Origin of the sequence: Micrococcus sp. MS-ASIII-49 (genome assembly GCF_000946635.1) — a bacterium.
GTDB lineage: Bacteria > Actinomycetota > Actinomycetes > Actinomycetales > Micrococcaceae > Micrococcus > Micrococcus luteus.
The window spans coordinates 13,630-33,617 of record NZ_JXSP01000050.1 but is presented as its reverse complement, the minus strand read 5'-3'; the positions used below and the strand labels follow the sequence as shown (position 1 = coordinate 33,617).

20 protein-coding genes are annotated in these 19,988 nt (G+C 74.4%); 9 read left to right on the top strand and 11 right to left on the bottom strand.

What is annotated here, in order from left to right:
* Positions 1-687: hypothetical protein (locus SJ20_RS03765; protein ID WP_044658995.1), on the bottom strand; the 687-nt coding region annotated here is incomplete at its 3' end.
* Between the two features lie 159 nt (positions 688-846).
* Here SJ20_RS03765 and SJ20_RS03760 point away from each other — a divergent pair.
* The 5 genes from SJ20_RS03760 (at position 847) to SJ20_RS03740 (ending at position 5,410) form a co-directional block, all read left to right on the top strand.
* Positions 847-1,323 carry an NUDIX hydrolase gene (locus SJ20_RS03760; RefSeq protein WP_044658994.1) on the top strand — a complete coding sequence of 159 codons (477 nt, stop codon included), beginning with the start codon at positions 847-849 and terminating at the stop codon, positions 1,321-1,323.
* Positions 1,320-2,462, top strand: coding sequence for a glycine betaine ABC transporter substrate-binding protein (locus SJ20_RS03755; protein WP_044658993.1), 1,143 nt, complete (start codon positions 1,320-1,322; stop codon positions 2,460-2,462). The genes SJ20_RS03760 and SJ20_RS03755 overlap by 4 nt, the downstream gene beginning before the upstream one ends.
* 83 nt (positions 2,463-2,545) lie before the next feature.
* Positions 2,546-3,784, top strand: coding sequence for a pyridoxal phosphate-dependent aminotransferase (locus SJ20_RS03750; protein WP_044658992.1), 1,239 nt, complete (start codon positions 2,546-2,548; stop codon positions 3,782-3,784).
* Positions 3,777-4,697: a phosphate--nucleotide phosphotransferase gene (locus SJ20_RS03745; RefSeq protein WP_044658991.1), complete on the top strand. Its 921-nt coding sequence runs from the start codon at positions 3,777-3,779 to the stop codon at positions 4,695-4,697. Before SJ20_RS03750 ends, SJ20_RS03745 begins: the two co-directional genes overlap by 8 nt.
* Before the next feature lie 128 nt (positions 4,698-4,825).
* Positions 4,826-5,410 (top strand): type 1 glutamine amidotransferase domain-containing protein, encoded by a 585-nt coding sequence (locus SJ20_RS03740; protein WP_044658990.1) that lies wholly within the window; start codon positions 4,826-4,828, stop codon positions 5,408-5,410.
* A gap of 116 nt (positions 5,411-5,526) precedes the next feature.
* Here SJ20_RS03740 and SJ20_RS03735 read toward each other — a convergent pair whose 3' ends face one another.
* Together SJ20_RS03735 and xseA are read right to left on the bottom strand one after the other, a co-directional pair.
* On the bottom strand, positions 5,527-5,814 hold the full coding sequence (locus SJ20_RS03735; RefSeq protein WP_044658989.1) for an exodeoxyribonuclease VII small subunit: 288 nt from the start codon (positions 5,812-5,814) through the stop codon (positions 5,527-5,529).
* Positions 5,811-7,124, bottom strand: coding sequence for an exodeoxyribonuclease VII large subunit (gene xseA / locus SJ20_RS03730; RefSeq protein WP_044658988.1), 1,314 nt, complete (start codon positions 7,122-7,124; stop codon positions 5,811-5,813). Before xseA ends, SJ20_RS03735 begins: the two co-directional genes overlap by 4 nt.
* Before the next feature lie 188 nt (positions 7,125-7,312).
* Here xseA and SJ20_RS03725 point away from each other — a divergent pair, with 188 nt between their 5' ends.
* Entirely contained in the window at positions 7,313-8,401 is a 1,089-nt protein-coding gene (locus SJ20_RS03725) for a hypothetical protein (RefSeq protein WP_044658987.1), read from the top strand.
* Positions 8,402-8,454: 53 nt separating this feature from the next.
* Complete coding sequence (locus SJ20_RS03720) at positions 8,455-9,561, top strand: 4-hydroxy-3-methylbut-2-enyl diphosphate reductase (RefSeq protein WP_044658986.1); 1,107 nt, start codon at positions 8,455-8,457, stop codon at positions 9,559-9,561.
* Positions 9,562-9,684: 123 nt separating this feature from the next.
* Here the strand turns inward: SJ20_RS03720 and SJ20_RS03715 are convergent, their stop codons facing one another.
* The 3 genes from SJ20_RS03715 to SJ20_RS03705 all read right to left on the bottom strand — a co-directional run bounded on the left by SJ20_RS03715 (position 9,685) and on the right by SJ20_RS03705 (position 13,288).
* Positions 9,685-11,385: a DASS family sodium-coupled anion symporter gene (locus tag SJ20_RS03715; RefSeq protein ID WP_044658985.1), complete on the bottom strand. Its 1,701-nt coding sequence runs from the start codon at positions 11,383-11,385 to the stop codon at positions 9,685-9,687.
* A gap of 140 nt (positions 11,386-11,525) precedes the next feature.
* Positions 11,526-12,785 (bottom strand): DNA recombination protein RmuC, encoded by a 1,260-nt coding sequence (gene rmuC / locus SJ20_RS03710; RefSeq protein WP_044658984.1) that lies wholly within the window; start codon positions 12,783-12,785, stop codon positions 11,526-11,528.
* Positions 12,786-12,850: 65 nt separating this feature from the next.
* Positions 12,851-13,288, bottom strand: coding sequence for a hypothetical protein (locus SJ20_RS03705; protein WP_044658983.1), 438 nt, complete (start codon positions 13,286-13,288; stop codon positions 12,851-12,853).
* Between the two features lie 56 nt (positions 13,289-13,344).
* On the opposite strand from SJ20_RS03705, the gene SJ20_RS03700 reads away from it, so the two are divergent.
* A complete protein-coding gene (locus SJ20_RS03700; RefSeq protein WP_010080466.1) occupies positions 13,345-13,872 on the top strand; it encodes an O-acetyl-ADP-ribose deacetylase in 528 nt (175 codons plus the stop codon).
* A gap of 20 nt (positions 13,873-13,892) precedes the next feature.
* Here the strand turns inward: SJ20_RS03700 and SJ20_RS03695 are convergent, their stop codons facing one another.
* From SJ20_RS03695 to SJ20_RS03680, 4 genes are read right to left on the bottom strand one after another with little or no spacing between them, the layout of a single operon-like run.
* A complete protein-coding gene (locus SJ20_RS03695; protein WP_082067578.1) occupies positions 13,893-14,567 on the bottom strand; it encodes a response regulator transcription factor in 675 nt (224 codons plus the stop codon).
* A complete protein-coding gene (locus tag SJ20_RS03690; RefSeq protein ID WP_044658982.1) occupies positions 14,564-15,790 on the bottom strand; it encodes a sensor histidine kinase in 1,227 nt (408 codons plus the stop codon). Before SJ20_RS03690 ends, SJ20_RS03695 begins: the two co-directional genes overlap by 4 nt.
* Positions 15,787-16,581 carry an ABC transporter permease gene (locus tag SJ20_RS03685; RefSeq protein WP_044658981.1) on the bottom strand — a complete coding sequence of 265 codons (795 nt, stop codon included), beginning with the start codon at positions 16,579-16,581 and terminating at the stop codon, positions 15,787-15,789. Before SJ20_RS03685 ends, SJ20_RS03690 begins: the two co-directional genes overlap by 4 nt.
* On the bottom strand, positions 16,578-17,549 hold the full coding sequence (locus SJ20_RS03680; RefSeq protein WP_044658980.1) for an ABC transporter ATP-binding protein: 972 nt from the start codon (positions 17,547-17,549) through the stop codon (positions 16,578-16,580). Before SJ20_RS03680 ends, SJ20_RS03685 begins: the two co-directional genes overlap by 4 nt.
* Before the next feature lie 227 nt (positions 17,550-17,776).
* Between SJ20_RS03680 and SJ20_RS03675 the strand changes: the two genes are divergently transcribed.
* Positions 17,777-18,259 carry an Hsp20/alpha crystallin family protein gene (locus tag SJ20_RS03675; protein WP_044658979.1) on the top strand — a complete coding sequence of 161 codons (483 nt, stop codon included), beginning with the start codon at positions 17,777-17,779 and terminating at the stop codon, positions 18,257-18,259.
* A 106-nt stretch (positions 18,260-18,365) separates the two neighbouring features.
* On the opposite strand, the gene SJ20_RS03670 is transcribed toward SJ20_RS03675, so the two are convergent.
* Positions 18,366-19,961 (bottom strand): GMC family oxidoreductase, encoded by a 1,596-nt coding sequence (locus SJ20_RS03670; protein WP_044658978.1) that lies wholly within the window; start codon positions 19,959-19,961, stop codon positions 18,366-18,368.
* Positions 19,962-19,988: the final 27 nt, after the last annotated feature.

The following is a 19,988-nucleotide window of genomic DNA, read 5'->3' as shown; positions in this document are numbered from 1 at the left end:
GAACAGGTGCAGGCGGGCGAGCAGCAGGTGCGCGCTGGACCACGAGCCGGTGGGCAGCAGGGCACCGGCCGCGCGCAGCCCGCCCAGGACGGCGATGACGCGGCGGGCCAGCTCGAGCGCGGCGTCCAGGTCCCCGGTGTGCACGCGGTGCACGGCCAGGGCCAGGGCGGCCTCGGGCAGGACGGTGTCCCCGGGGTCCTCGCCGGGAGCGCCCGGCTCGTCCTCCACGACGCCGGCCAGCACCGCCGCCTCGACCGTGTCCGGGTCGCGCACGAGGGCGGCGCCGAGCTGGGACTCGAGCTCGGCCTGCCGGGGCCGGCCGAGGTGGCGCAGCAGCGCCGCCCGGGCCTCCACCCAGCGGGTCAGGGCGGCCTCGTCCCCGACCTGGCCCGCGGCGACGGCGAGCGCCCGCAGCAGGGCGAGGCGGACGTCGTCCTGGCCGGGCCCGAGCGCGGCGAGACCGGAGTCGGCGAGGCGGGCGGACTCCCGGGGCTCGTCGCGCAGCGCGGCCTCGAGGGAGAGCTCCCACCAGCCTCGGGCGTCCAGGGCGGTCGGGGCGTCGGGCGCCGCGGTGCCGCGGGCCTGCCGGAGCAGGGCGCGCACCCGGTCCAGGGCGGCGTCGACGGCCGGCTCCACGGGGCCGCCGGAGGGGCCGTCCCGGCGGGGCGGGTCCTGCGGGGTGTCCACGGGCGCTGCTCCTTCCGGGGGTGGGACGGGTGGTCCTCCAGCCTAGGGCGCGGGTCGGTGGACCGTGCCGCTGTTCGCGGTGGGCGGTGCTCGTAGACTGGCCGGGCCCGCAGCGTCGCCCGCCGCGGGCCGTCCCACTGCCGCCAGGAGCCCGCAGCCATGAGCACCACCCCCGCCGCCCCAGACGCCGCCGGAGCACACCCCGCCGGCCCGTTCCAGACGCGCGCCGGCGCCTACGCCCTGATCGTGGACGGCGGCCGCGTCCTGCTCAGCTCGTGGCAGGGGCCCGAGTTCCTGCAGTGGACGCTGCCCGGCGGCGGCATCGAGCTCGGCGAGAGCCCGGAGGAGGCGTGCCTGCGCGAGGTCTGGGAGGAGACCGGCCACACCGCCGAGCTCACGGGCCTGCTGGGCGTCACGACCGGGACGATCCCGGCGGAGAAGCGCCTGCGGGGCGAGCCGCTGCCCCTGCTCACCGTGCAGGTCCTCTACACCGCCCGCATCACGGGCGGCGTCCTGCGCCCTGAGGTCGGCGGATCCTCGACGGACGCACGCTGGTTCGACCTCGCGGAGCTCAGCGGGCTGCGCACCGCCTCCTGGGTCACCGAGGCGCTCGCCCGTGCCGGGGTGGCCACGTGAGCCGCCCCGCCCACCGACGCCCGACGGCCCTCGCCGCCTCCGCCCTCGCGCTGTCGCTGGCCCTGGGGGCGTGCGCGCCGCAGGCGGACGCCCCGCCGACGCCCTCGGCGTCAGGCACCCCGATCACGGTCGTGTACGACAGCGAGGGCCTGGAGGCCGCCGTCGCGGCGGTCCTGGCCCGTCACCTGCGCCTGCACGGCCACGCTGTGGCGGACGAGGACGGCGTCGCCGTGGAGCAGCCCGCGTGGTCCGCCGCCGGCGGGGACACGGTCGCCGTCGTGGACACCCTGGCCCTGGCCGCCGCGGCCGACCCCGCAGCGGCGCTGCCGTCCCCGCCGACGCCGACGTCGACCCCGTCGTCGACGCCGGCCGAGACGGAGGCCGACACGTCCGCGGACGCCGTGCCCACCCCCTCGGCCACCGCCTCGACCGCCGCCCCGAGCCCCACCCCGCTGCCCGTCGGCGACCCCGCGGCCGACGCCCCGGCGGCCGGGCGCGTCCTGGAGACGCTGCTCGCCGAGGAGACGGCCGCGGCGGGGACGCCGCAGGCCGAGGCCCCGACGGCGCTGTCCTCGTCGGCGGGCGTGCTGCGCCTGACCGCGGCCGTCACCCAGACCACCGCGGCCCGGCTCGAGCTCGAGTCGATCACGGACCTCAACGGCCGGTGCGAGTCGCTCACCGCCGTCGCACCCCCGGCCCTGACCGCCGCGGCGGACGCGGACGCGGCCCTGCGCACCCGCCTGGACCGGCTCGCCGGCTGCCGCCCCGAGACCTGGCTGGCCGACACCGAGGACCCGACCGCCGCCGTCGTCGCGGACGAGGCCCAGGTCGCGCTGCTGACCGGCACGGATCCGGAGATCGACGCGAGCACGCTCGTCCCGCTCGAGGACGACGGCCGCGTGCTCCCCGAGGGGCGGCTGACCGCCGTCGGCTCCGCCGCGACGCTGGACGACGACGCCGAACGGCGCATCGCCGAGGTGATGTCCGCCCTCGACGGCGACGGCCTGCGGGAACTCGAACGGCTCACCACGGGCGACGACCCGCTCCCGCTCGCCGAGGCCGCGCAGTACTGGCTGGTGGACCATGGCCTGGAGGACGCGCCCGAGGACTGGTTCGTGCCCCGCGGCTCCTGGTTCTGAGCCCGCGCGAGGGCGGGGTGCCGGCCCGCGTCGCACGAGTGCGACTGTGACGCACACCGCCCGGGGGGTGCCATGATGGGGGCATGCCCACCCCGCGTCCCCGCCAGATCCGCCAGTCCGCCAAGCTGCTGAACGTCCGCTACGACGTGCGCGGCCCCATCCTGGAGGAGGCGCAGCGGATGGAGGCCGCGGGGCACCGGATCATGAAGCTGAACATCGGCAACCCGGCCCCGTTCGGCTTCGAGGCGCCGGACGCCGTCCTGGCGGCGATGCACCAGCACCTGCCGCACGCGCAGGGCTACTCGGACTCCAAGGGCATCTACTCGGCGCGCACCGCCGTCTCGCAGTACTACGAGTCCCGGGGCATCCGGGACATCGGCGTGGACGACGTGTTCATCGGCAACGGCGTCTCCGAGATGATCACGATGGTCCTGCAGGCCCTGGTCGACGACGGCGACGAGATCCTCGTCCCCTCGCCCGATTACCCGCTGTGGACCGGCGCCACCACCCTGGCCGGGGGCCGGGCGGTGCACTACCGCTGCGTCGAGGAGGAGGGCTGGGAGCCCGACCTCGAGCACATCGAGTCCCTCATCACGGAGCGCACCAAGGGCATCGTCCTGATCAACCCGAACAACCCCACCGGCGCGGTCTACTCCCGCGCCGTGCTGCAGGGCATCGTGGACGTGGCCCGCCGCCACCACCTCGTCCTCATGGCGGACGAGATCTACGAGAAGATCACCTACGACGGCGCCCGCCACATCAACGCCGCCGGCCTGTCCGACGACGTGCTCACCCTGACGTTCTCAGGCCTGTCCAAGGCGTACCGGGTGGCGGGCTACCGCTCCGGCTGGGTGGCCGTGTCCGGGCCGAAGCACCGGGCCGCCGACTTCCTCGAGGGCCTGACCCTGCTGGCCAACATGCGGATGTGCGCCAACGTGCCCGCGCAGCACGCCATCCAGGTGGCACTGGGCGGCTACCAGTCCATCGACGACCTCGTCCTGCCCGGCGGCCGGCTGCTCGAGCAGCGCAACCTCGCCCAGGACCGCCTGAACGCCATCCCCGGCGTGTCCGTGCAGCCGGCCCACGGCGCCCTCTACCTGTTCCCGCGGCTGGACCCGGAGGTCTACGCGATCGACGACGACGAGGCGTTCGTCATCGAGCTGCTGCGGGCGAAGAAGATCCTCGTCTCGCACGGCGGGGCGTTCAACTACCCGCACAGCGACCACTTCCGGCTCGTCACGCTGCCCAGCGTGAAGGACCTGGACGTGGCCCTGGACCGCCTCGAGGACTTCCTCGAGGACTGGAGGGAGCGCCATGGCTGACACCCCGGCCACCGCGGCGGGCCGGCCCGCCCGCGCCACCGACGACGACGGCGTCTTCGACGCCCCCGCGCGGGAGCTGTTCGCCGCCCGCCGCGGGGACGAGGTCCGGGGCCCGGCCGACGTCGACGCCGCCGCGACGCCCGGCTACGGCGGGGACAAGGCGAAGGGCAAGAAGGACCTGGCCGCGCGCGGCCGGGCGCTCGCCGACCTGCAGGAGCTGCTGTTCGCCCAGTCGGTGCGCGACGCGCCCGTGGGAGAGGTGCCGTCCCTGCTGGTGATCCTGCAGGGCATGGACACCGCCGGCAAGGGCGGGATCATGCGCCACGTGATCGGGGCGATGGACCCGCAGGGCGTCCACCTGCACGCGTTCAAGGTGCCGACCCCGGAGGAGCGCGCCCACGACTTCCTGTGGCGCATCCGACCGCATCTGCCGCGGCCCGGCCTGGTCTCCGTGTTCGACCGCTCCCACTACGAGGACGTGCTCGTGCACCGCGTGCGCGGGCTCTCCCCGCTGGCCGAGGTGGAGGAGCGCTACGGGGCGATCCGCGAGTTCGAGGCGGCCGTGCGCGCCGCGGGGACACGGATCGTCAAGGTGATGCTGCGGATCTCGCCGGAGGAGCAGGCCGAGCGCCTGCTGGCCCGCCTGGACGACCCCACGAAGCACTGGAAGTTCAGCGAGGGCGATCTCGACGACCGCGCGTACTGGGACCAGTACACGGACGCGTACCGGATCGCGATCGAGCGGACGGACACCGAGGACGCGCCGTGGTTCATCGTGCCGGCGGACCGCAAGTGGTTCGCCCGGCTGGCGGTGCAGCAGCTGATCATCGAGACCCTGCAGGAGATGGGGCTGGACTGGCCGAAGGCCGACTTCGACGTCGCGGCCGCCCGCCGTCGCCTGCTGGCGGGCTGAGCGCCGCCGTCGTCGCGACGAGCGGGGCAGTGGTGGTCGGACCTTGCCAAGCCCGGGGCCGCACTGAGTTGATGGGGGAACACCGGGCGCCGCAGAGGCGTGCCGGACCCGATCCGAAAGGTGCACTCATGACTGAGAACGCTGCCCAGAACGCCCCGCTGACCGGCAAGACCGTCGCGTTCCTCGCGACCGACGGTGTCGAGCAGGTCGAGCTGACCTCCCCGTGGGAGGCCGTGATCGCCGCCGGCGCGACCCCCGTGCTCGTCTCGCCGGAGTCCGGCACCATCACCGCGATGCAGTCCGACTGGGATCACGGCGAGTCCTTCGACGTGAACACCACGGTGAAGGACGCCAAGGCCGAGGACTTCCACGGCCTCGTGATGCCGGGCGGCACCCTGAACGCGGACGCCCTGCGCATCGACACGGACGCCCAGGCGTTCGTGCGTGCCTTCTTCGAGCAGCACAAGCCGGTGGCGGCCATCTGCCACGCCCCGTGGACCCTGATCGAGGCCGGCGTCGTGGACGGTCGCCGTCTGACCAGCTACGCGTCCCTGGAGTCTGACCTGAAGAACGCGGGCGCCCAGTGGGTGGACGAGGAGGTCGTCGTGGACAACGGGCTGACCACCTCGCGCACCCCGGACGACCTCGACGCCTTCAACGCCAAGCTCGTGGAGGAGCTGAGCGAGGGCAAGCACGAGGACCAGACCGCCTGACCGACGTCGGGAGCGAGCCGCGTGGGGGCGGGGGCCGTCGGCCCCCGCCCCCGCCGTGTCCCGAACGAAAGCGCCGCGGAGGCCGCCGTTTCCCGAACGAAAGTGGGGGGGCGTGGTCAGTCGACGTCGGGGGCGGCCTCGCCGCGCACCTGGTCGAGGCGGGCGCGGGCGCCGTCGAGCCAGGCCTGGCAGCGGTCGGCCAGCGCCTCCCCGCGCTCCCACAGGGCCAGGGACTCCTCGAGGCCGGCGCCACCGGCCTCGAGCCGTCCCACGGTCTCCACCAGCTCGGCGCGCGCCTGCTCGTAGCTCATCCGGGCCACGTCCGAGACGTCCGCGGAGGTGAAGCCCTCCACGCCGCTGGGGCGGCCCGCGTCCTGCGTCTGCTCCATGCCCTGTTCACTCATGCCTGTCGTGTCCTCTCGTGGGATGGGGTCGGGGTGGTCCGATGCGTCGCGACGACGTCCGCGGCGATCCGCCCGGCCGCCACGAGGATGTCGAGTCGGTCGTCCGGGGCGACCTGGTCCGCCTCGCGCACGACCTGTCCGGCGTGCTGGACCACCGCGTAGCCGCGGTCCAGGGTGCGCTGCGGGGACAGGGCGCGCACGCGGGCGCGCAGCTGCGTGAGAGCGTCCTCCTCGCGGACGAGCCGGTGGCCGAGGGCGGACCGGCCGCGCTCGCGCCACCGGTCCGTCTCCTCCTGCCGGGTGTCCACCATCACGTGCGGGCGGGCCAGCACGGGCCGGGAGCGCAGGGCCGCGAGCCCCTCGGCCTCGGCGCGCACGCGGCGCTCGACGGCCGAGGCCAGCCGCAGGCGCGCGTCGGCGAGTCCCGCGGCCTCCTGGGCCGCGTCCGGCACGATCCGCTTGGCCGCGTCCGTGGGCGTGGAGGCGCGCAGGTCGGCGACGTCGTCGAGGACCGGACGGTCCGCCTCGTGGCCGATCGCCGAGACGACGGGCGTGCGCGCCGCCGCCACGGCGCGCACCAGTGCCTCGTCCGAGAAGGGGAGCACGACCTCCTCGAGCGCTCCGCCGCCGCGGGCGATGACGATGACGTCCACGGCCGGGTCGGCGTCGAGCTCGGCGAGCGCGGCGGCCACCTGCCGCGGGGCCTCGGCGCCCTGCACGGCGACCTCACGGATCTCGAACTCGGCGGCGGGCCAGCGCAGCAGGGTGTTGCGCAGCACGTCCTTCTTCGCGTCCGAGTCCCGGCCGGTGATGAGCCCGATCCGGTGGGGGAGCAGGGGCAGCGGCCGTTTGCGTGCGGGGGAGGTGAGCCCCTCCTCGGCGAGGGCCCGGCGCAGCAGCTCCACGCGGGCCAGCAGATCGCCGAGGCCGACCGGGCGCATCTCCTGCACGTTCATGGACAGGCGCCCGGCCTTGAGCCAGAAGTTCGGCTTCACGCGCGCCACCACGCGGGAGCCCTGCTGGACGGTCCCGTCCAGGGTCATGGCGACGTTCCGCCAGGCGGTGAGCGGCAGGGAGACCTCCTCCTCGAGGTCCCGCATGGTCATGTAGACGTTGCCGCGGTTGTTCTTGAACTCGATGAGCTGGCCCTCGATCCACGTGGCGGGGGCGCGCTCGATGTGGGCCTTGAGGTTCTCGGAGAGCCGGCGCAGGGGCCACGGCCGCTCGGCGGAGGTCTCGCCCGCGCGGGCGGGTGCCGAGACGGGCACGTCCGGCGCCGCCGAGGCGCCCTCGGTCACGGGCTGGTCCATCCGGGTCCCTCCTGTCCGCGCCCGGTCCGCCCGGGCACGGGCCCACCGTACCGCCCTCGCCGGACGCGCAAGACGGCGCCCCGGCGTCCCGCGGGGCCGCCGCCGGACCGGTCGGGGCGCTCAGACCGGGGAACCTCCGGCCAGGATCAGTACGCTCGACGGGGTCGGAACGGAACGGAAAGGACCTCATGCGCACCACCCTCAGCTTCCTCGTCGCAGCCCTCGCTGGCCTGCTGGCGGTGCTCGCGACGGCCGGCGCCCTCGTCGACGAGGCGACGCACCGCCCGGAGCTGCTGCGCGGGGTGACGGAGCAGGTCGCCGTGGACCCCGAGGTCCGCGCCGCCGTGCCGGGGGTGATCGACGACGTCGTGCACGACGCCATCCCCGAGCAGGTGCCGGGCCCGCTGGCCCAGACGGCCGAGGACCTGTTGCGCCCGCTGGCCCAGCGCGTGGCGGACGACCCGCAGGTGGTGCAGGGCTGGTCCGACACCGCTGACGAGGCCCGGCGCGCCTGGCTCGCCCAGCTCGAGGACCCGCAGGGCGCGGACGAGCCCGGCTCGGGCGCGGACGTGACCATCCCGTTCGGTCCCGTCGCGCAGTCCGGGATCACCGCCGCCCTGGGCGACATCGAACGTGACCTGCGCGAGGACCGGTTCGACCTGCCCGGGCAGGCGCTGCTGGAGACGATCGTGGGCGCGGACGTCGGCGACTGGGCCGCGGACACGCTGCTGGCGCCCCTGTACGACCGCGCCGCGGAGCTGCGGGACAGCACCGCGCTGCGCATGGACGCGCGCATCGACGCCCTGGACGGCACGGATCGGGCCACCGTGCACCGCTGGGTGGACGCCTCCGCGCACTGGCGCTGGGCCGCCGCGGCCTCCGTGCTGGCGCTCGTGGGCGCCCTGCTGCTCGCCCCCCGACGGCGGCGGGGCCCCGCCGTGGCCGTGGCGGGTGCGGTCGCCCTGGTCGGTGGGCTGATCGGCGGCGCCCGTCTGGGTCCGGACGCGGTCCACCTCACGGCGCCCGAGGGGGCCTCCCCGGGGGTGGCCGCGTTCGTCCAGCAGATGGAGGAGGCCGCGGGCCCGGCGTTCGCGGCCGCCGTCGCCCCCTACCCCCAGACCCTGACCACCCTGGGCTGGATCGTGCTGGCCGCGGGCCTGCTGCTGGCCCTGGCGGAGCTCGGGGTCGCTCGGCGTGGCCGGGTCCGCGCGGCCCGGGCGGACGGTTCCCCCGTGGTGGGCCGCTCCCACACCGCGGCCGACGTCACGTCGCGCTGAGCCCGCGGCGAAGCCCGGGCCCGGTCGGCGTCCCGGCCGATAGCATGGAGGGCATGTCCGCTCCCTCCGTCTCCGCCCGTCCGTCCGCCGTCGGCCTCGGGATGCCGCAGGTCCCGCGCGTCCGTCGTTCCCGTGAGGAGGTGGAGGCGGCCGCGCCCGTGTCCGGTGAGAAGCGCGTGCTGCTGGCCGCCCCCCGTGGCTACTGCGCCGGTGTGGACCGCGCCGTCGTCGCCGTCGAGAAGGCCCTCGAGCACCACGGCGCCCCCGTGTACGTGCGCAAGGAGATCGTCCACAACCGGCACGTCGTGGACACCCTGACCGAGCGTGGCGTGGTGTTCGTCGACGAGCTGGACGAGGTGCCCGAGGGCGCCCTGACCGTGTTCTCCGCGCACGGCGTGTCCCCGGCCGTCGTCGAGGAGGCCGCCCAGCGCAACCTGCGCACCATCGACGCCACGTGCCCGCTCGTGACCAAGGTGCACCGCGAGGCCGTGCGCTTCGCGAAGCAGGACAAGCAGATCCTGCTGATCGGCCACGAGGGCCACGAGGAGGTCGAGGGCACGTTCGGCGAGGCGCCCGAGCACACCACGGTGATCAACGACGTCGCCGAGGCCCAGACCATCCAGGTGGAGGACCCGGACAACCTGATCTGGCTCTCCCAGACCACGCTCTCCGTGGACGAGACCCTCGAGATCGTCTCCGTGCTGCGCGAGCGGTTCCCGAACCTGCAGGACCCGCCCTCGGACGACATCTGCTACGCCACCTCCAACCGGCAGGCGGCCATCAAGTTGATCTCGCCGGAGTGCGACCTGGTGATCATCGTGGGCTCGGCGAACTCCTCGAACTCGGTGCGCCTCAAGGAGGTCGCCGCGGAGTACGGGGCCTCCCGCGCCGAGCGCGTGGACTTCGCCAACCAGGTGGACGAGTCCTGGTTCGAGGGCGTGGCCACCGTGGGCCTGTCCTCGGGCGCGTCCGTGCCCGAGGTGCTGGTCCAGGAGGTGCTCGCGCTGCTGGCCGAGTACGGCTACGGGCAGGTGGACGAGGTGGTGACCGCCGAGGAGGACATCATCTTCTCCCTGCCCAAGGAGCTGCGCGCCGAACTCAAGCGGGTGGGCGACGAGTCCCGCTCGCTCGGCGGACGTCGCCGCGACACCGAGGCCTGAGCGGGCCCCTCGTCTCCTCGCTGAGGCCCGCAGACTTGCCGTCACGACGCCGGCGAAGCGGCGAGTCTGCGGGCCTCGGTGTGCCCGGGCCTCGGCGTGCCGGGCCGACGGGTGGTCAGGGACTCAGAGTCCGAAGACCCAGACGAGCAGGGTCATCGACGCGATGGAGATCAGCACGGCGGCGATGATGTTCAGCCACACGCCGCCCTTCACCATCTGGCCGATGGTCACGTAGCCGGAGCCGTACGCGATGGCGTTCGGCGGGGTGGCCACGGGCAGCATGAACGCGCAGGTCGCGGCGAGGGCGACGGGCGCGGCCAGCATGAGCGGGGCGACGCCGGTGCCCAGGGCCACGCCGGAGGCGACGGGCAGGAACGTGGCCGCGGTGGCCGTGTTCGAGGTCATCTCGGTCAGCAGCAGGATGCCGACGGCGGCGATCACCACGAGCACCCACACGGGGATGTCGCCGAGGCCCTTGACCTGCTCACCGAGCCACGTGGACAGGCCCGACTTGGAGAACTGACCGGACAGGGCCAGGCCGCCGCCGAACAGCAGGAGCACGCCCCACGGCAGCTCCTTCGCGGCCTCCCAGTCGAGCAGGCGCACGCCGCGCCCGGCCCCGCCGCCGGCCGGCAGGAGGAACAGGATGAGTCCGACGACCATGGCGATGGCCGCGTCCGAGAGCAGCGGGGACGTCAGGTCCAGGACGTACTCGGAGATCAGCGGCACGGTGATCCAGGCCAGCGCGGCGAGGACGAAGACGGCGAGGACCTTGGCCTCGGGGGCCCTCATGCGGCCGAGGCGGGCCAGCTCGGTGGCGATCAGGTCGCGGCCGCCGGGGACCACGTCGATCTCCGGGCGGAACAGCACGCGGGTGAGCAGGAACCAGCACGCGAAGAGCAGCACGACGGCGATCGGCACGCCGACCAGTATCCACTGGCCGAAGCCGATCTCCACGCCGTGCTCGGCGGCCATGTGGCCCGCGAGCAGGGTGTTGGGCGGGGTGCCGATGATGGTGCCGAGCGAGCCGATGGACGCGGCGTAGGCGATGCCGAGCATGAGCGCGGTGCCGAAGTTCGTCTTCGTGAGGGAGCGGATCTCGGCCTGCGTGGGGGCCTCGCCGGGCGCGGAGGTGGGCGCTGCGGGGCGGTCGGCCTGGTCTACTGCCTCGTCCGCGGTCAGGGCGCCGTCCGTGCCGTAGCGCTGGACGAGCACGAGGATGGACACGCCGATGGGGAGCATCATCACGACGGTGGCGGTGTTGGACACCCACATGGAGATGAACCCGGTGGCGATCATGAAGCCCAGGACGAGGTTCACGGTCCTGGCGCCCATGAACTTCAGGACGCCGAGCGCGATGCGCCGGTGCAGGTTCCACCGCTGCATGGCCAGGGCGAGCATGAAGCCGCCCATGAACAGGAAGATGATGTTGTTGCCGTAGCTCGCGCCGACGGTGTCGAAGGTGATGCCGCCGTCGGACTCCTCGGCGGGCACGCCGAGCGGGAAGATGACGAGCGGCAGCAGGGCGGTGGCGGGGATGGGCAGGGCCTCGGTCATCCACCACACGGCCATGAGCACGGCGGTGGCGGCGACGAGGCGGGGCCAGACGCCGAGGTCGCCCGGCATCAGCAGGAACAGGGCGACGGCGAGCAGGGGGCCGACCACGAGGCCGATGATGCGCTTGACGTTCTCGCCGCCGGGCAGCGGCTCGTCACGCATGCCCGGGGAGAGGTCGTGCTCGAACTCCTGGGCGGCCGCTCGGGGGTTGAAGCGGGAGACGTGCTCGTTGACGTTGCTCGGCGGGGGGAGCGGACGGGACTCCATGGGGGCCTCCTCCTCGGGTCAGGCCCTCGGCGCGGCCTGGCAATTCTCTGTGAGTTTCACGGTAGCAAGTGGCCCGGGGCACGGAAAGACGACGTCGGGGGCCGCGACGGCCCACCCGCCCGGCCCCCGCCCGGCCCCGCTCACGCCTCCCGCGCCGACTCCGCCCGACGACGGCGCAGCTCGTCCTCCTCCACGCCCGCGACCAGTTCCGGGGCGGCCAGGGGCCGGGGCGCGGACTCGAGCGTGCGGATGTCCGGCGTGGGGGCCAGGCCCGGGTCGGCGTCGCGGAGGCGCCGGGCGGCGGGGAGCACGCGCGACTCGACGTTGCCGACGAGCTGGTTGTAGCGGTCCACGGCGGTCTTGAGGGAGCCGCCCATGCGGTCCAGGTGGGTGCCGAGCGTGCCGAGGCGCTCGTAGAGGTCCTTCGCGCTGGCCACCACGGTGTGGGCGTTCTCGGCCAGGGTGTCCTGCCGCCACGCGTAGGCCACGGACTTCAGGGCGGTCAGGAGGGAGACGGGGGCGACGAGCGCGACGTTCCGGGAGAATGCGTGGTCCAGCAGCCCGGGGTCCGCGTCCAGGGCCGCGGCCAGGAGCGACTCGGCGGGCAGGAAGCACAGGACCAGTTCGGGGGAGTGCTCGAGGCCGGCCCAGTAGGACTTTGCGGAGAGCTGGTCCACGTGGCGGCGCACGGCCGCGGCGTGCTGGGCGGCGAGTGCCTGACGCCGCTCGTACGCCTCCTCGCCGGGCTCATCCGCGAGGGCCTCGGCGGCCAGCGCGTCCCCGATGGGGGCCTTGGCGTCCACGGCCATGGCCTTGCCGCCGGGCAGGGACACCACGAGGTCCGGGCGGAGGCGCTCGCCGTCCTTGCCGGACAGCGTGGCCTGCTCCGTGAAGTCCACGTGGTGGAGCATGCCCGCCGCCTCCACGACCCGCCGCAGCTGCGCCTCGCCCCAGTGGCCCCGCGCGGAGGTGGACTTGAGGGTGGCCATGAGCGACGTGGTCTGGTTCAGCAGGTCCCGGTCCGTGGCCGCGGCGGCGCGGAGCTGCTCCCCGAGCCGGCCGAACTGGGACGCCCGGTCCCGTTCCAGCACGCTCACCTGCTCCTGGAGCGCCGCCAGCCGCTGGCCCAGCGGGGCGAGCGTGGACATCACCTGGGACTCCGCGCGTTGGCGTTCGGCGTCCTCGGCGCGCGCGGCCGTGAGCGCGCGCTGCTCCGCCCGGGCGGCCGCGAGCTCCTCTCGCGTCCCCTGGTGCTCGGTGCGCAGCGCGGCCAGCTCGGCCTGGGCCCGGCGGGCCTCCTCACCGCCGCCGGCCGCCCGGCGCCACATGAGCCACGCGCCCACCAGGGCACCCAGCACAAGTCCGAGGATGAGGGCGAGCAGCAGGCTGAGGATCTCCATGACCCCACCCTCGCAGGCCGCACGGACACGGTAGGCCGCGGCGCGCCGTCGTCGTGGTGGGCGGCTCAGCCGAAGAGCGGGTTGGGGCCGTTGGCCACGACCTGCGGGTCGCCGTCGACGCGGGCGGCGATGCCCGCCGCGGCCACACCGGGCAGATAGGGGAAGACCATGCGGGTCGAGGCCAGGGCGGCGGCGTCGAAGGCCTCCACCGCGACGGCCGGGCGGGGCCCGTCGGCCGTCTCGATCTCGCCGTCGAATACCGCCACCGCCCGCGTGGGGCGTGGGCTGATCTTCGCGACCGTGGCGGCCGCCTGCTCGGGCTCGAGGTCCGGGTGCTCCCACATGCCGCGCTGGCCGTCGGCGGTGACGGCGAGGATCGTGGGGGCGAACACGGGCTGCCGGCCGAGCGTGTCGAACACGTGCTCCACCGCGAGGCTGATCAGCGGCAGCAGCTCGCCGCCGGGAGGCGTGGGGGTCGGTCCGGTGGGCGTCGGGGTGCTCATGGGGCCGAGGCTACCGGCCCTGTCCGACGGCGCCCACCCGCGCCTAGCGTGAGCCCATGCAGCTCACCATCGCCCCCGGGGACATCACGGCCACGCACGCGGACGCCGTCGTCAACGCCGCCAACTCCACCCTGCTCGGCGGCGGAGGCGTGGACGGCGCCATCCATCGGCGCGGCGGTCCCGAGATCCTGGCCGAGTGCCGCCGCTTGCGCGAGACCGACCTGCCGGAGGGGCTGCCCGCCGGGCAGGCCGTGGCGACGACGGCGGGGCGCCTGCCCGCGCGCTGGGTCATCCACACCGTGGGCCCGGTGTGGGCCAAGACGATCGACAAGTCCGACACCCTCGCCTCGTGCTACCGCGAGTCCCTGAAGGTGGCGGCCGGGCTCGGCGCCCGGACGGTCGCGTTCCCGGCGATCTCCGCGGGGATCTACGGCTGGCCCATGGAGGACGCGGCGCGGATCGCCGTCGAGACCTGCCACGCGATGGCGGACGAGGTGGGCGGCACCGTGGACGAGGTGCTGTTCGTGCCCTACGGCGAGACGGCGGAGGCCGCGTTCCGTGCGGCGCTCGAGCATCTCACCTGAGCGCCTCCGCTGAACCGCCCCTACAGCCACCCTCGATCGCGCGCGACCGTCGCGGCCTCGCCGCGCGTGCTGGTGGCCGTCTTGCCGATCGCCGCGCTCAGGTGGTTGCGCACCGTGCCCGCCGAGAGGTGCAGGCGCCCGGCGATCGCCCGGACGGAGGCCCCCGTGAGTGCTTCGCGCAGCACATCGACCTCCCGCGGGGTCAGCGGGCTCGGACCCGCCGCGAGGGTGTCCACCGCGAGCGAGGGATCCACCACGCGCTCCCCGCGGGCCACCGCGCGCACGGCGTCGGCGAGCTGCTCGGCCGGGGTGTCCTTGACCACGAATCCCCGGGCCCCGGCGGCCAGGGCCCGCTCCAGGTAGCCGGGGCGGCCGAAGGTCGTCACCATCAGCACGGCGCAGTCCAGGCCGCGGTCCCGGATCCGGCGCAGGGCCTCGAGCCCGTCCACTCCGGGCATCTCGATGTCCAGCAGCGCGACGTCCACGTCATGGGCCTCGACCGCGTCCGCCACCTCGTCCCCGGAGGCGGCCTGGGCGACGACGGTCAGGTCCGGCTCGGTGTCCAGGAGGGCGGCCAGGGCGCCGCGCACGAGCGCCTGGTCGTCGGCCAGCAGCAGGCGCAGCGGAACCTCGGGCCCGCGATCGGCCGAGGGCGGCGTCGCCGGGGACGGGGCCGGGTCGGCTGACTCTCTCATGCGTCCATCCTGCCCTCGGCGGCGGGCAGCACCCCGCGCGCGGCCTCCGGCGTGGTCCCGCCCCAGTGCACGGCCACGCCGGTGCCGGCCCCGCCGAGCCCCGGCCCCACCTCGAGGCGTGCGCCCTCCGCGGCCGCCCGCTGGGCGAGCGTGCGGGGGCCCACGCCCGCGGCGACGGGGGCCGGCAGTCCGGCGCCGTCATCGAGCACCGCCACGTGGTGGGCGTCCAGGCTGATGCGCACCCGGCGGGCCCCGGCGTGGCGGAGCACGTTGGTCACGGCCTCGCGCACGATCCAGGCGGCCAGGGCGCGGCGACGCTCCGGCACCTCGGTGACGGCGCCGGGCGGCGGGGCCTCGACGGCCATCCCGGCGTCCCGCAGCGCCCCCACGGAGAGGGAGAGCTGCCCGCCCAGCTCCGGGGCGGCGAGCTCGGCGACGGCGGCCCGCGCCTCGGCGAGGGCCGTGCGGGACAGGGCGATCACCTCGGCGGCCTCCTCCTTGGCCCGGGCGGGGTCCGTGTCGATCAGCCGGTGCACGAGCTGGGTCTTGACGTTGATGGTGGTCAGGGAGTGGCCCAGGATGTCGTGCAGATCCCGACCGAGCCGCTCCCGCTGGCCGGCGAGGTCGAGTTCATGCGTCATCTCCACGACCCGGTCGTCCCGGGCGATCGCCAGGCGCATGCCCACCAGCACCACCAGGAGGACGGCGAGGTTGCCCAGCACGACGGGCAGGGCCGGATCGCCGGGGAAGAACAGCAGCCCGGTCGCCAGCGCCACGGCCATCGTGGCCCCGGCGCCGATCAGGCCCACGCGCAGCCGGTGGGGGAAGAGCCACGTGGCCACGAGGAAGGGGGAGTAGAGCAGGGCGTGGACGCCCAGGATCCGGGTCAGCACGGCCAGGCACCCGGCGAGCACGAGCCAGGTGAGGACCGCGTTGGCCCAGGCCGGCCACGCGCGCACCGGGCGCGGCACCACGAACGCGGCCAGGTAGACGAGGATGAAGACCACGATGGCCGTTACCCCCAGGATCGCCTCGCCCCGCCCGTCCCCGGGCGTGAACGCCCGGCGGAGGAGCTCGACGAGGACGAAGCCGAAGCTGATGAGCCACACCCCGGCGAACCCCAGCGTGGACGGCCACAGGTGCAGCGGCAGGACGGCGGGGTCGTGCTCCGCCGTGCCGACCGTCGGGCGGGCCGGCGCCGGGGATCCGCCGGCGGGGCTCATGCGCGGGCCGTCCGGGAGCGGGAGGCGAGCAGGCAGACCACCGCGAACACGGCCGTCCAGGCCAGCAGGTTCACGATCGGCAGCCACAGCGGGTCCGCGGCGGCGGCGGGTTCCGTTCCCATCTGTGCCCTCTCTCCCTCCATCTGCGGCCATCGGGCGAGGGCGCCGGCCCCGTACACCGGAGTGAAGCGCCCGATGTCCAGCATGATCCCCGAGAGCGGGACGAAGAGGTTCCCGAGGAAGCCGAACACCACCAGGATGCCCGACGCCGCGGACACGGCGGCCTCCGAACGGAAGAGCAGGGCGGCCGCCAGGCCGAACAGCGCGAACGGCAGCGAGGACACCAGGGCGAGGGCGCCCGTCGTGAGCCAGCGCAGCGGGCCGATGAGCTCGGCGCCCGTGAGCGCGCCCGCGGCGAGCACGGCGAGCACGGGCAGGGCGGCCATGGCTAGGGCCACGAGGCACTTGCCGGCGAGGTAGGCGCCCGGGGTGAGTGCGGTCAGGGAGAGCTGGCGGCCCCAGCCGGACTGGCGCTCGACGGCGGCCGAGCCGGCGATCGACGTGGTGGCCATGACCGCCCCGTACACGGTCATGCCGGTCATGGTGTACGCGGACACGTTCCCGTGGCCGACGGGGAGGTCTCCCCAATCGGAGAGCGCGCCGAACATGAGGTAGAGCGCCACGGGGAGGACGACGATGAAGAACGAGCCCTCGATCATCCGCACGTTGCGGACGAACTCGCGGCGTGCGTAGCCGAACAGGCGGCCGGGGGCGGTGGTGGTCGTGCTCATGCGAGGGACTCCTGCGGCTCGGAGGGTGTCGGCTGGCCGGCGTCGGTCAGGGAGAGGAACACGTCGTCGAGGGAGGCGTGGGTGATCGCCAGGTCCTCGACGAGGCGCTCGTTCAGCAGGTGGCGGGCGACGTCGTCGCCGGTGACCGAGCCCCCGGCGGGGACGCGCACGCGCAGGCGGCCGGGGGAGAGGTGCTGTGGTTCGAGCTGGACGGCGTCCTGCGGCAGGTCCAGGGCGGCGGCGAGGCGGGCGGGCGCGTCCGGATCGTCTCCGCCGCCGACCCAGCGGCCCGTGAGAGTGACGGACCCGCCGGTGGCGAGCTCGGCGGGCGTGCCGTCCGCGTGGATCCGGCCCTCGCGCATCAGGACGATCCGGTCCGCGAAGTCCTCGGCCTCGGGGAGGAAGTGGGTGGCGAACACGATCGTGCGGCCCCGGTCCGCCTCGGCGTGCATGGTGTCCCAGAAGTCGTGGCGGGCGCGGACGTCCATGCCCGCGGTGGGCTCGTCCAGGATCAGCAGCTCGGGGTCGGTGAGCAGGGCCAGGGCGAAGCGCAGCCGCTGGCGCTCGCCTCCGGAGCACTTCTTCACACGGCGGCCGGCCAGCCCGGTGAGGTCGGCGCGCTCGAGGGCGGCGGGCACGCCGATGTGGCGGCGGTGGCAGCCGGCCACCATGGCCACGGTCTCGCGGACGCTCAGGTCCTCCAGCAGGCCGCCCGTCTGCAGCACCGCGCCCACCCGGCCCTGGCGGACGGCGGCGACGGGGTCGGAGCCGAGGACGCGGACCGTGCCGTCCGAGGGCGGGCTGAAGCCCAGGGCCATGTCCAGCAGCGTGGTCTTGCCGGCGCCGTTGGGCCCGAGGAGGGCGAGGACTTCGCCGACGGGGACGGTGAGGTCCACGCCGTCCACGGCCCGGACCGGTCCGAAGCGGCGGGTGAGTCCCCGGGTTGCGAGGGCGGGTGCGTTGCTCATGGCTCCAGCCTCGCCACGGGGCGCGCCCCGCGGGAGCGGCAGACGTCAGGAATGCGCCATGACGGATGTCATGGGTGGGGCCGCGCCGTCGCGTGCGGGCTGTCCCTCAGAAAGTTGAGCGGAGTTCACGCAGAATTCTGGAATAGGTTCGCCGGGCGTGCTGTTGTGGTGATCAGACGCCGCGGTGTCAGCGGCGCCGACCCGACTCCCGAGGAGAGTGAACCGACATGACCCGTCCCATCGATCCGTTCCGTGAGATGGAGCGTCCCTTCCGTGAGATGGAGCGCCTGGTGAACGGTCTGACGACCCGCGCGACCGGCACCGCGTCCATGCCCATGAACCTGTACCGCGAGGGCGACGCCTTCGTCGCCGAGGTCGAGCTGCCCGGCGTCGACCCGGCCTCCATCGACGTGGACGTGGAGGAACGCACGCTCACCGTCCGTGCCGAGCGCAAGGAGGACCCGGCCCGCGAGGACCGCCGCTGGCTCACCCGTGAGCGCTCCGCCGGCACCTTCGCCCGCCAGCTCACCCTGGGCGAGGGCCTGGCCCTCGACCGCATCCAGGCCGACTACAGCGACGGCGTCCTGACCCTCACCATCCCGGTGGCGGAGCAGGCCAAGCCCCGCAAGATCTCCGTCACCCACGGCGGCGCCGCCCCCGCGGCCGCGCAGACTGTGGAGGGCGAGACCGCCGAGGCCTCCGGCGAGTGATCGCCCTCTGACGGAGCCGCGCGGCCGGCGCGACCGGCGCGCTGCCCGTCCCCCGAACGCAGATGCGGCGGGCCCCTACCGGGGGCCCGCCGCATCTGCGTGGTGGTCAGGCGCGATCGGCCAGGATCAGCTGCGCCGCCTTCTCACCGATCATGAAGCACGTGATGTTGGGGTTCACGGTCACGTGCTCGGGCATCACGGAGGCATCGGCCACGCGCAGCCCCGTCACGCCCTTGACGCGCAGGCGGGCGTCCAGGGGGCTCATGGCGTCGTCGTCGGCGCCCATGCGCACCGAGCCCACCGGGTGGTACACGGTGTTGTGGGTGCGGCGCACGTAGTCGGCGATCTCCTCGTCCGTCTGCACGTCCACGCCCGGGGCCAGTTCGCGCCCCGCCCACGCCGCCATGGCCGGCTGGGAGACGATCTCTCGGGCCAGCCGGATGCCGGCCACCGCGACGGCCATGTCATGGCCCTCCGGGTCGGTGAAGTAGCGCGGGTCCACGGCCGGCTTGTCCCGGTAGTCGTTGGAGCGCAGGCGCACGGTGCCGCGGGACTTGGCGTGGGTGACGTTGGGGGTCAGGCAGAACGTCTCGTCCGCCGTCGGGTACCCCTGCCGGTAGGTGTGCATGTCGAACGGCACGGAGCCGTAGTGCATCATCAGGTCGGGGCGGTCCAGCCCCTCCTTGGTGGGCGAGAAGATCCCGATCTCCCAGTACTGCGTGGCGTCGCGGTACATGGGCTGCTTGGACTCCCAGGAGATGACCGCCTCGGGGTGGTCCTGCAGGTTGGAGCCGACGCCGGGGGCGTCCACGCGCACGTCGAGGCCGTGCTCGGCCAGGTGCTCGGCCGGGCCGATCCCGGAGAGCATCAGCAGCTTGGGCGTGTTGATCGCCCCGGCGGAGAGGATGACCTCGGCGCGGGCGTGGATCTCGGCCTGCCGGCCGTGCCGGTCCGCGACGTGACGGACGCCGTAGGCGCGGCGGTCCTCGTCGAAGAGCACCTCGCTCACCCAGTGGTCCGTGAGGATGTCCAGGTTCTCGCGGTCGAGGATCGGGTGGAGATAGGACACCGACGACGACGCGCGGGTGCCGTCCTGCTTGCGGTTGATCTGGAACCAGTTGGCTCCCTTCACGACGGTCTCGCCGGTGTTGAACGTCGTCGTCGGGATGCCGGCCTGGGCGGCGGCCTCGAGCAGGGCGACACCGGTCGGGTCGTCGGCGGGCACGTCCATCAGCTCGACGGGACCGTCGTGGCCGTGGTGATCGCCCTCGGCCCGGTTGTTCTCGAGCTTCTTCACCAGGGGCAGGGTGTGCTCGGCGCCCCAGCCGTTGGCGCCCATCGCCTCCCACTGGTCCAGGTCCTCGCGGGGAGGCCAGAACGCGATGCAGGAGTTGTGGGAGGAGCAGCCGCCGAGCACCTTGGCCCGGGAGTGGCGCATGAAGGAGTTGCCGTTCTCCTGCGGCTCGATGGGGTAGTCCCAGTCCAGGCCGGACTCGAGCAGCTCGGGCCACCGGCGCAGCTCGAGGACCTCGTCCAGGTCCACGTCGGTGGGACCGGCCTCCAGCAGGGCGACGCTGATCTGGGGGTCCTCGGACAGGCGGGCCGCGAGGGCGGCGCCGGAGGAGCCGCCACCGACCACGATGTAGTCGTAGACGGGCGTGTCGGGCTGCGGGGTCGAGGCGTCGGGGGTGGTGGTGGTCACGATCCGGGGATCCTTTCGGTGGTCACG

Excerpts from the sequence above, each read along its gene's own strand:
- SJ20_RS03700 (WP_010080466.1), top strand. The coding sequence starts at position 13,345 with ATGCAGCTCACCATCGCCCCCGGGGACATCACGGCCACGCACGCGGAC.
- SJ20_RS03735 (WP_044658989.1), bottom strand. The coding sequence starts at position 5,814 with ATGAGTGAACAGGGCATGGAGCAGACGCAGGACGCGGGCCGCCCCAGC.
- SJ20_RS03680 (WP_044658980.1), bottom strand. The coding sequence starts at position 17,549 with ATGAGCAACGCACCCGCCCTCGCAACCCGGGGACTCACCCGCCGCTTC.
- SJ20_RS03725 (WP_044658987.1), top strand. The coding sequence starts at position 7,313 with ATGCGCACCACCCTCAGCTTCCTCGTCGCAGCCCTCGCTGGCCTGCTG.
- SJ20_RS03740 (WP_044658990.1), top strand. The coding sequence starts at position 4,826 with ATGACTGAGAACGCTGCCCAGAACGCCCCGCTGACCGGCAAGACCGTC.
- SJ20_RS03705 (WP_044658983.1), bottom strand. The coding sequence starts at position 13,288 with ATGAGCACCCCGACGCCCACCGGACCGACCCCCACGCCTCCCGGCGGC.
- rmuC (WP_044658984.1), bottom strand. The coding sequence starts at position 12,785 with ATGGAGATCCTCAGCCTGCTGCTCGCCCTCATCCTCGGACTTGTGCTG.
- SJ20_RS03760 (WP_044658994.1), top strand. The coding sequence starts at position 847 with ATGAGCACCACCCCCGCCGCCCCAGACGCCGCCGGAGCACACCCCGCC.
- SJ20_RS03685 (WP_044658981.1), bottom strand. The coding sequence starts at position 16,581 with ATGAGCACGACCACCACCGCCCCCGGCCGCCTGTTCGGCTACGCACGC.
- SJ20_RS03720 (WP_044658986.1), top strand. The coding sequence starts at position 8,455 with ATGTCCGCTCCCTCCGTCTCCGCCCGTCCGTCCGCCGTCGGCCTCGGG.
- SJ20_RS03690 (WP_044658982.1), bottom strand. The coding sequence starts at position 15,790 with ATGAGCCCCGCCGGCGGATCCCCGGCGCCGGCCCGCCCGACGGTCGGC.
- SJ20_RS03675 (WP_044658979.1), top strand. The coding sequence starts at position 17,777 with ATGACCCGTCCCATCGATCCGTTCCGTGAGATGGAGCGTCCCTTCCGT.
- SJ20_RS03750 (WP_044658992.1), top strand. The coding sequence starts at position 2,546 with ATGCCCACCCCGCGTCCCCGCCAGATCCGCCAGTCCGCCAAGCTGCTG.
- SJ20_RS03745 (WP_044658991.1), top strand. The coding sequence starts at position 3,777 with ATGGCTGACACCCCGGCCACCGCGGCGGGCCGGCCCGCCCGCGCCACC.
- SJ20_RS03695 (WP_082067578.1), bottom strand. The coding sequence starts at position 14,567 with ATGAGAGAGTCAGCCGACCCGGCCCCGTCCCCGGCGACGCCGCCCTCG.
- SJ20_RS03715 (WP_044658985.1), bottom strand. The coding sequence starts at position 11,385 with ATGGAGTCCCGTCCGCTCCCCCCGCCGAGCAACGTCAACGAGCACGTC.
- xseA (WP_044658988.1), bottom strand. The coding sequence starts at position 7,124 with ATGGACCAGCCCGTGACCGAGGGCGCCTCGGCGGCGCCGGACGTGCCC.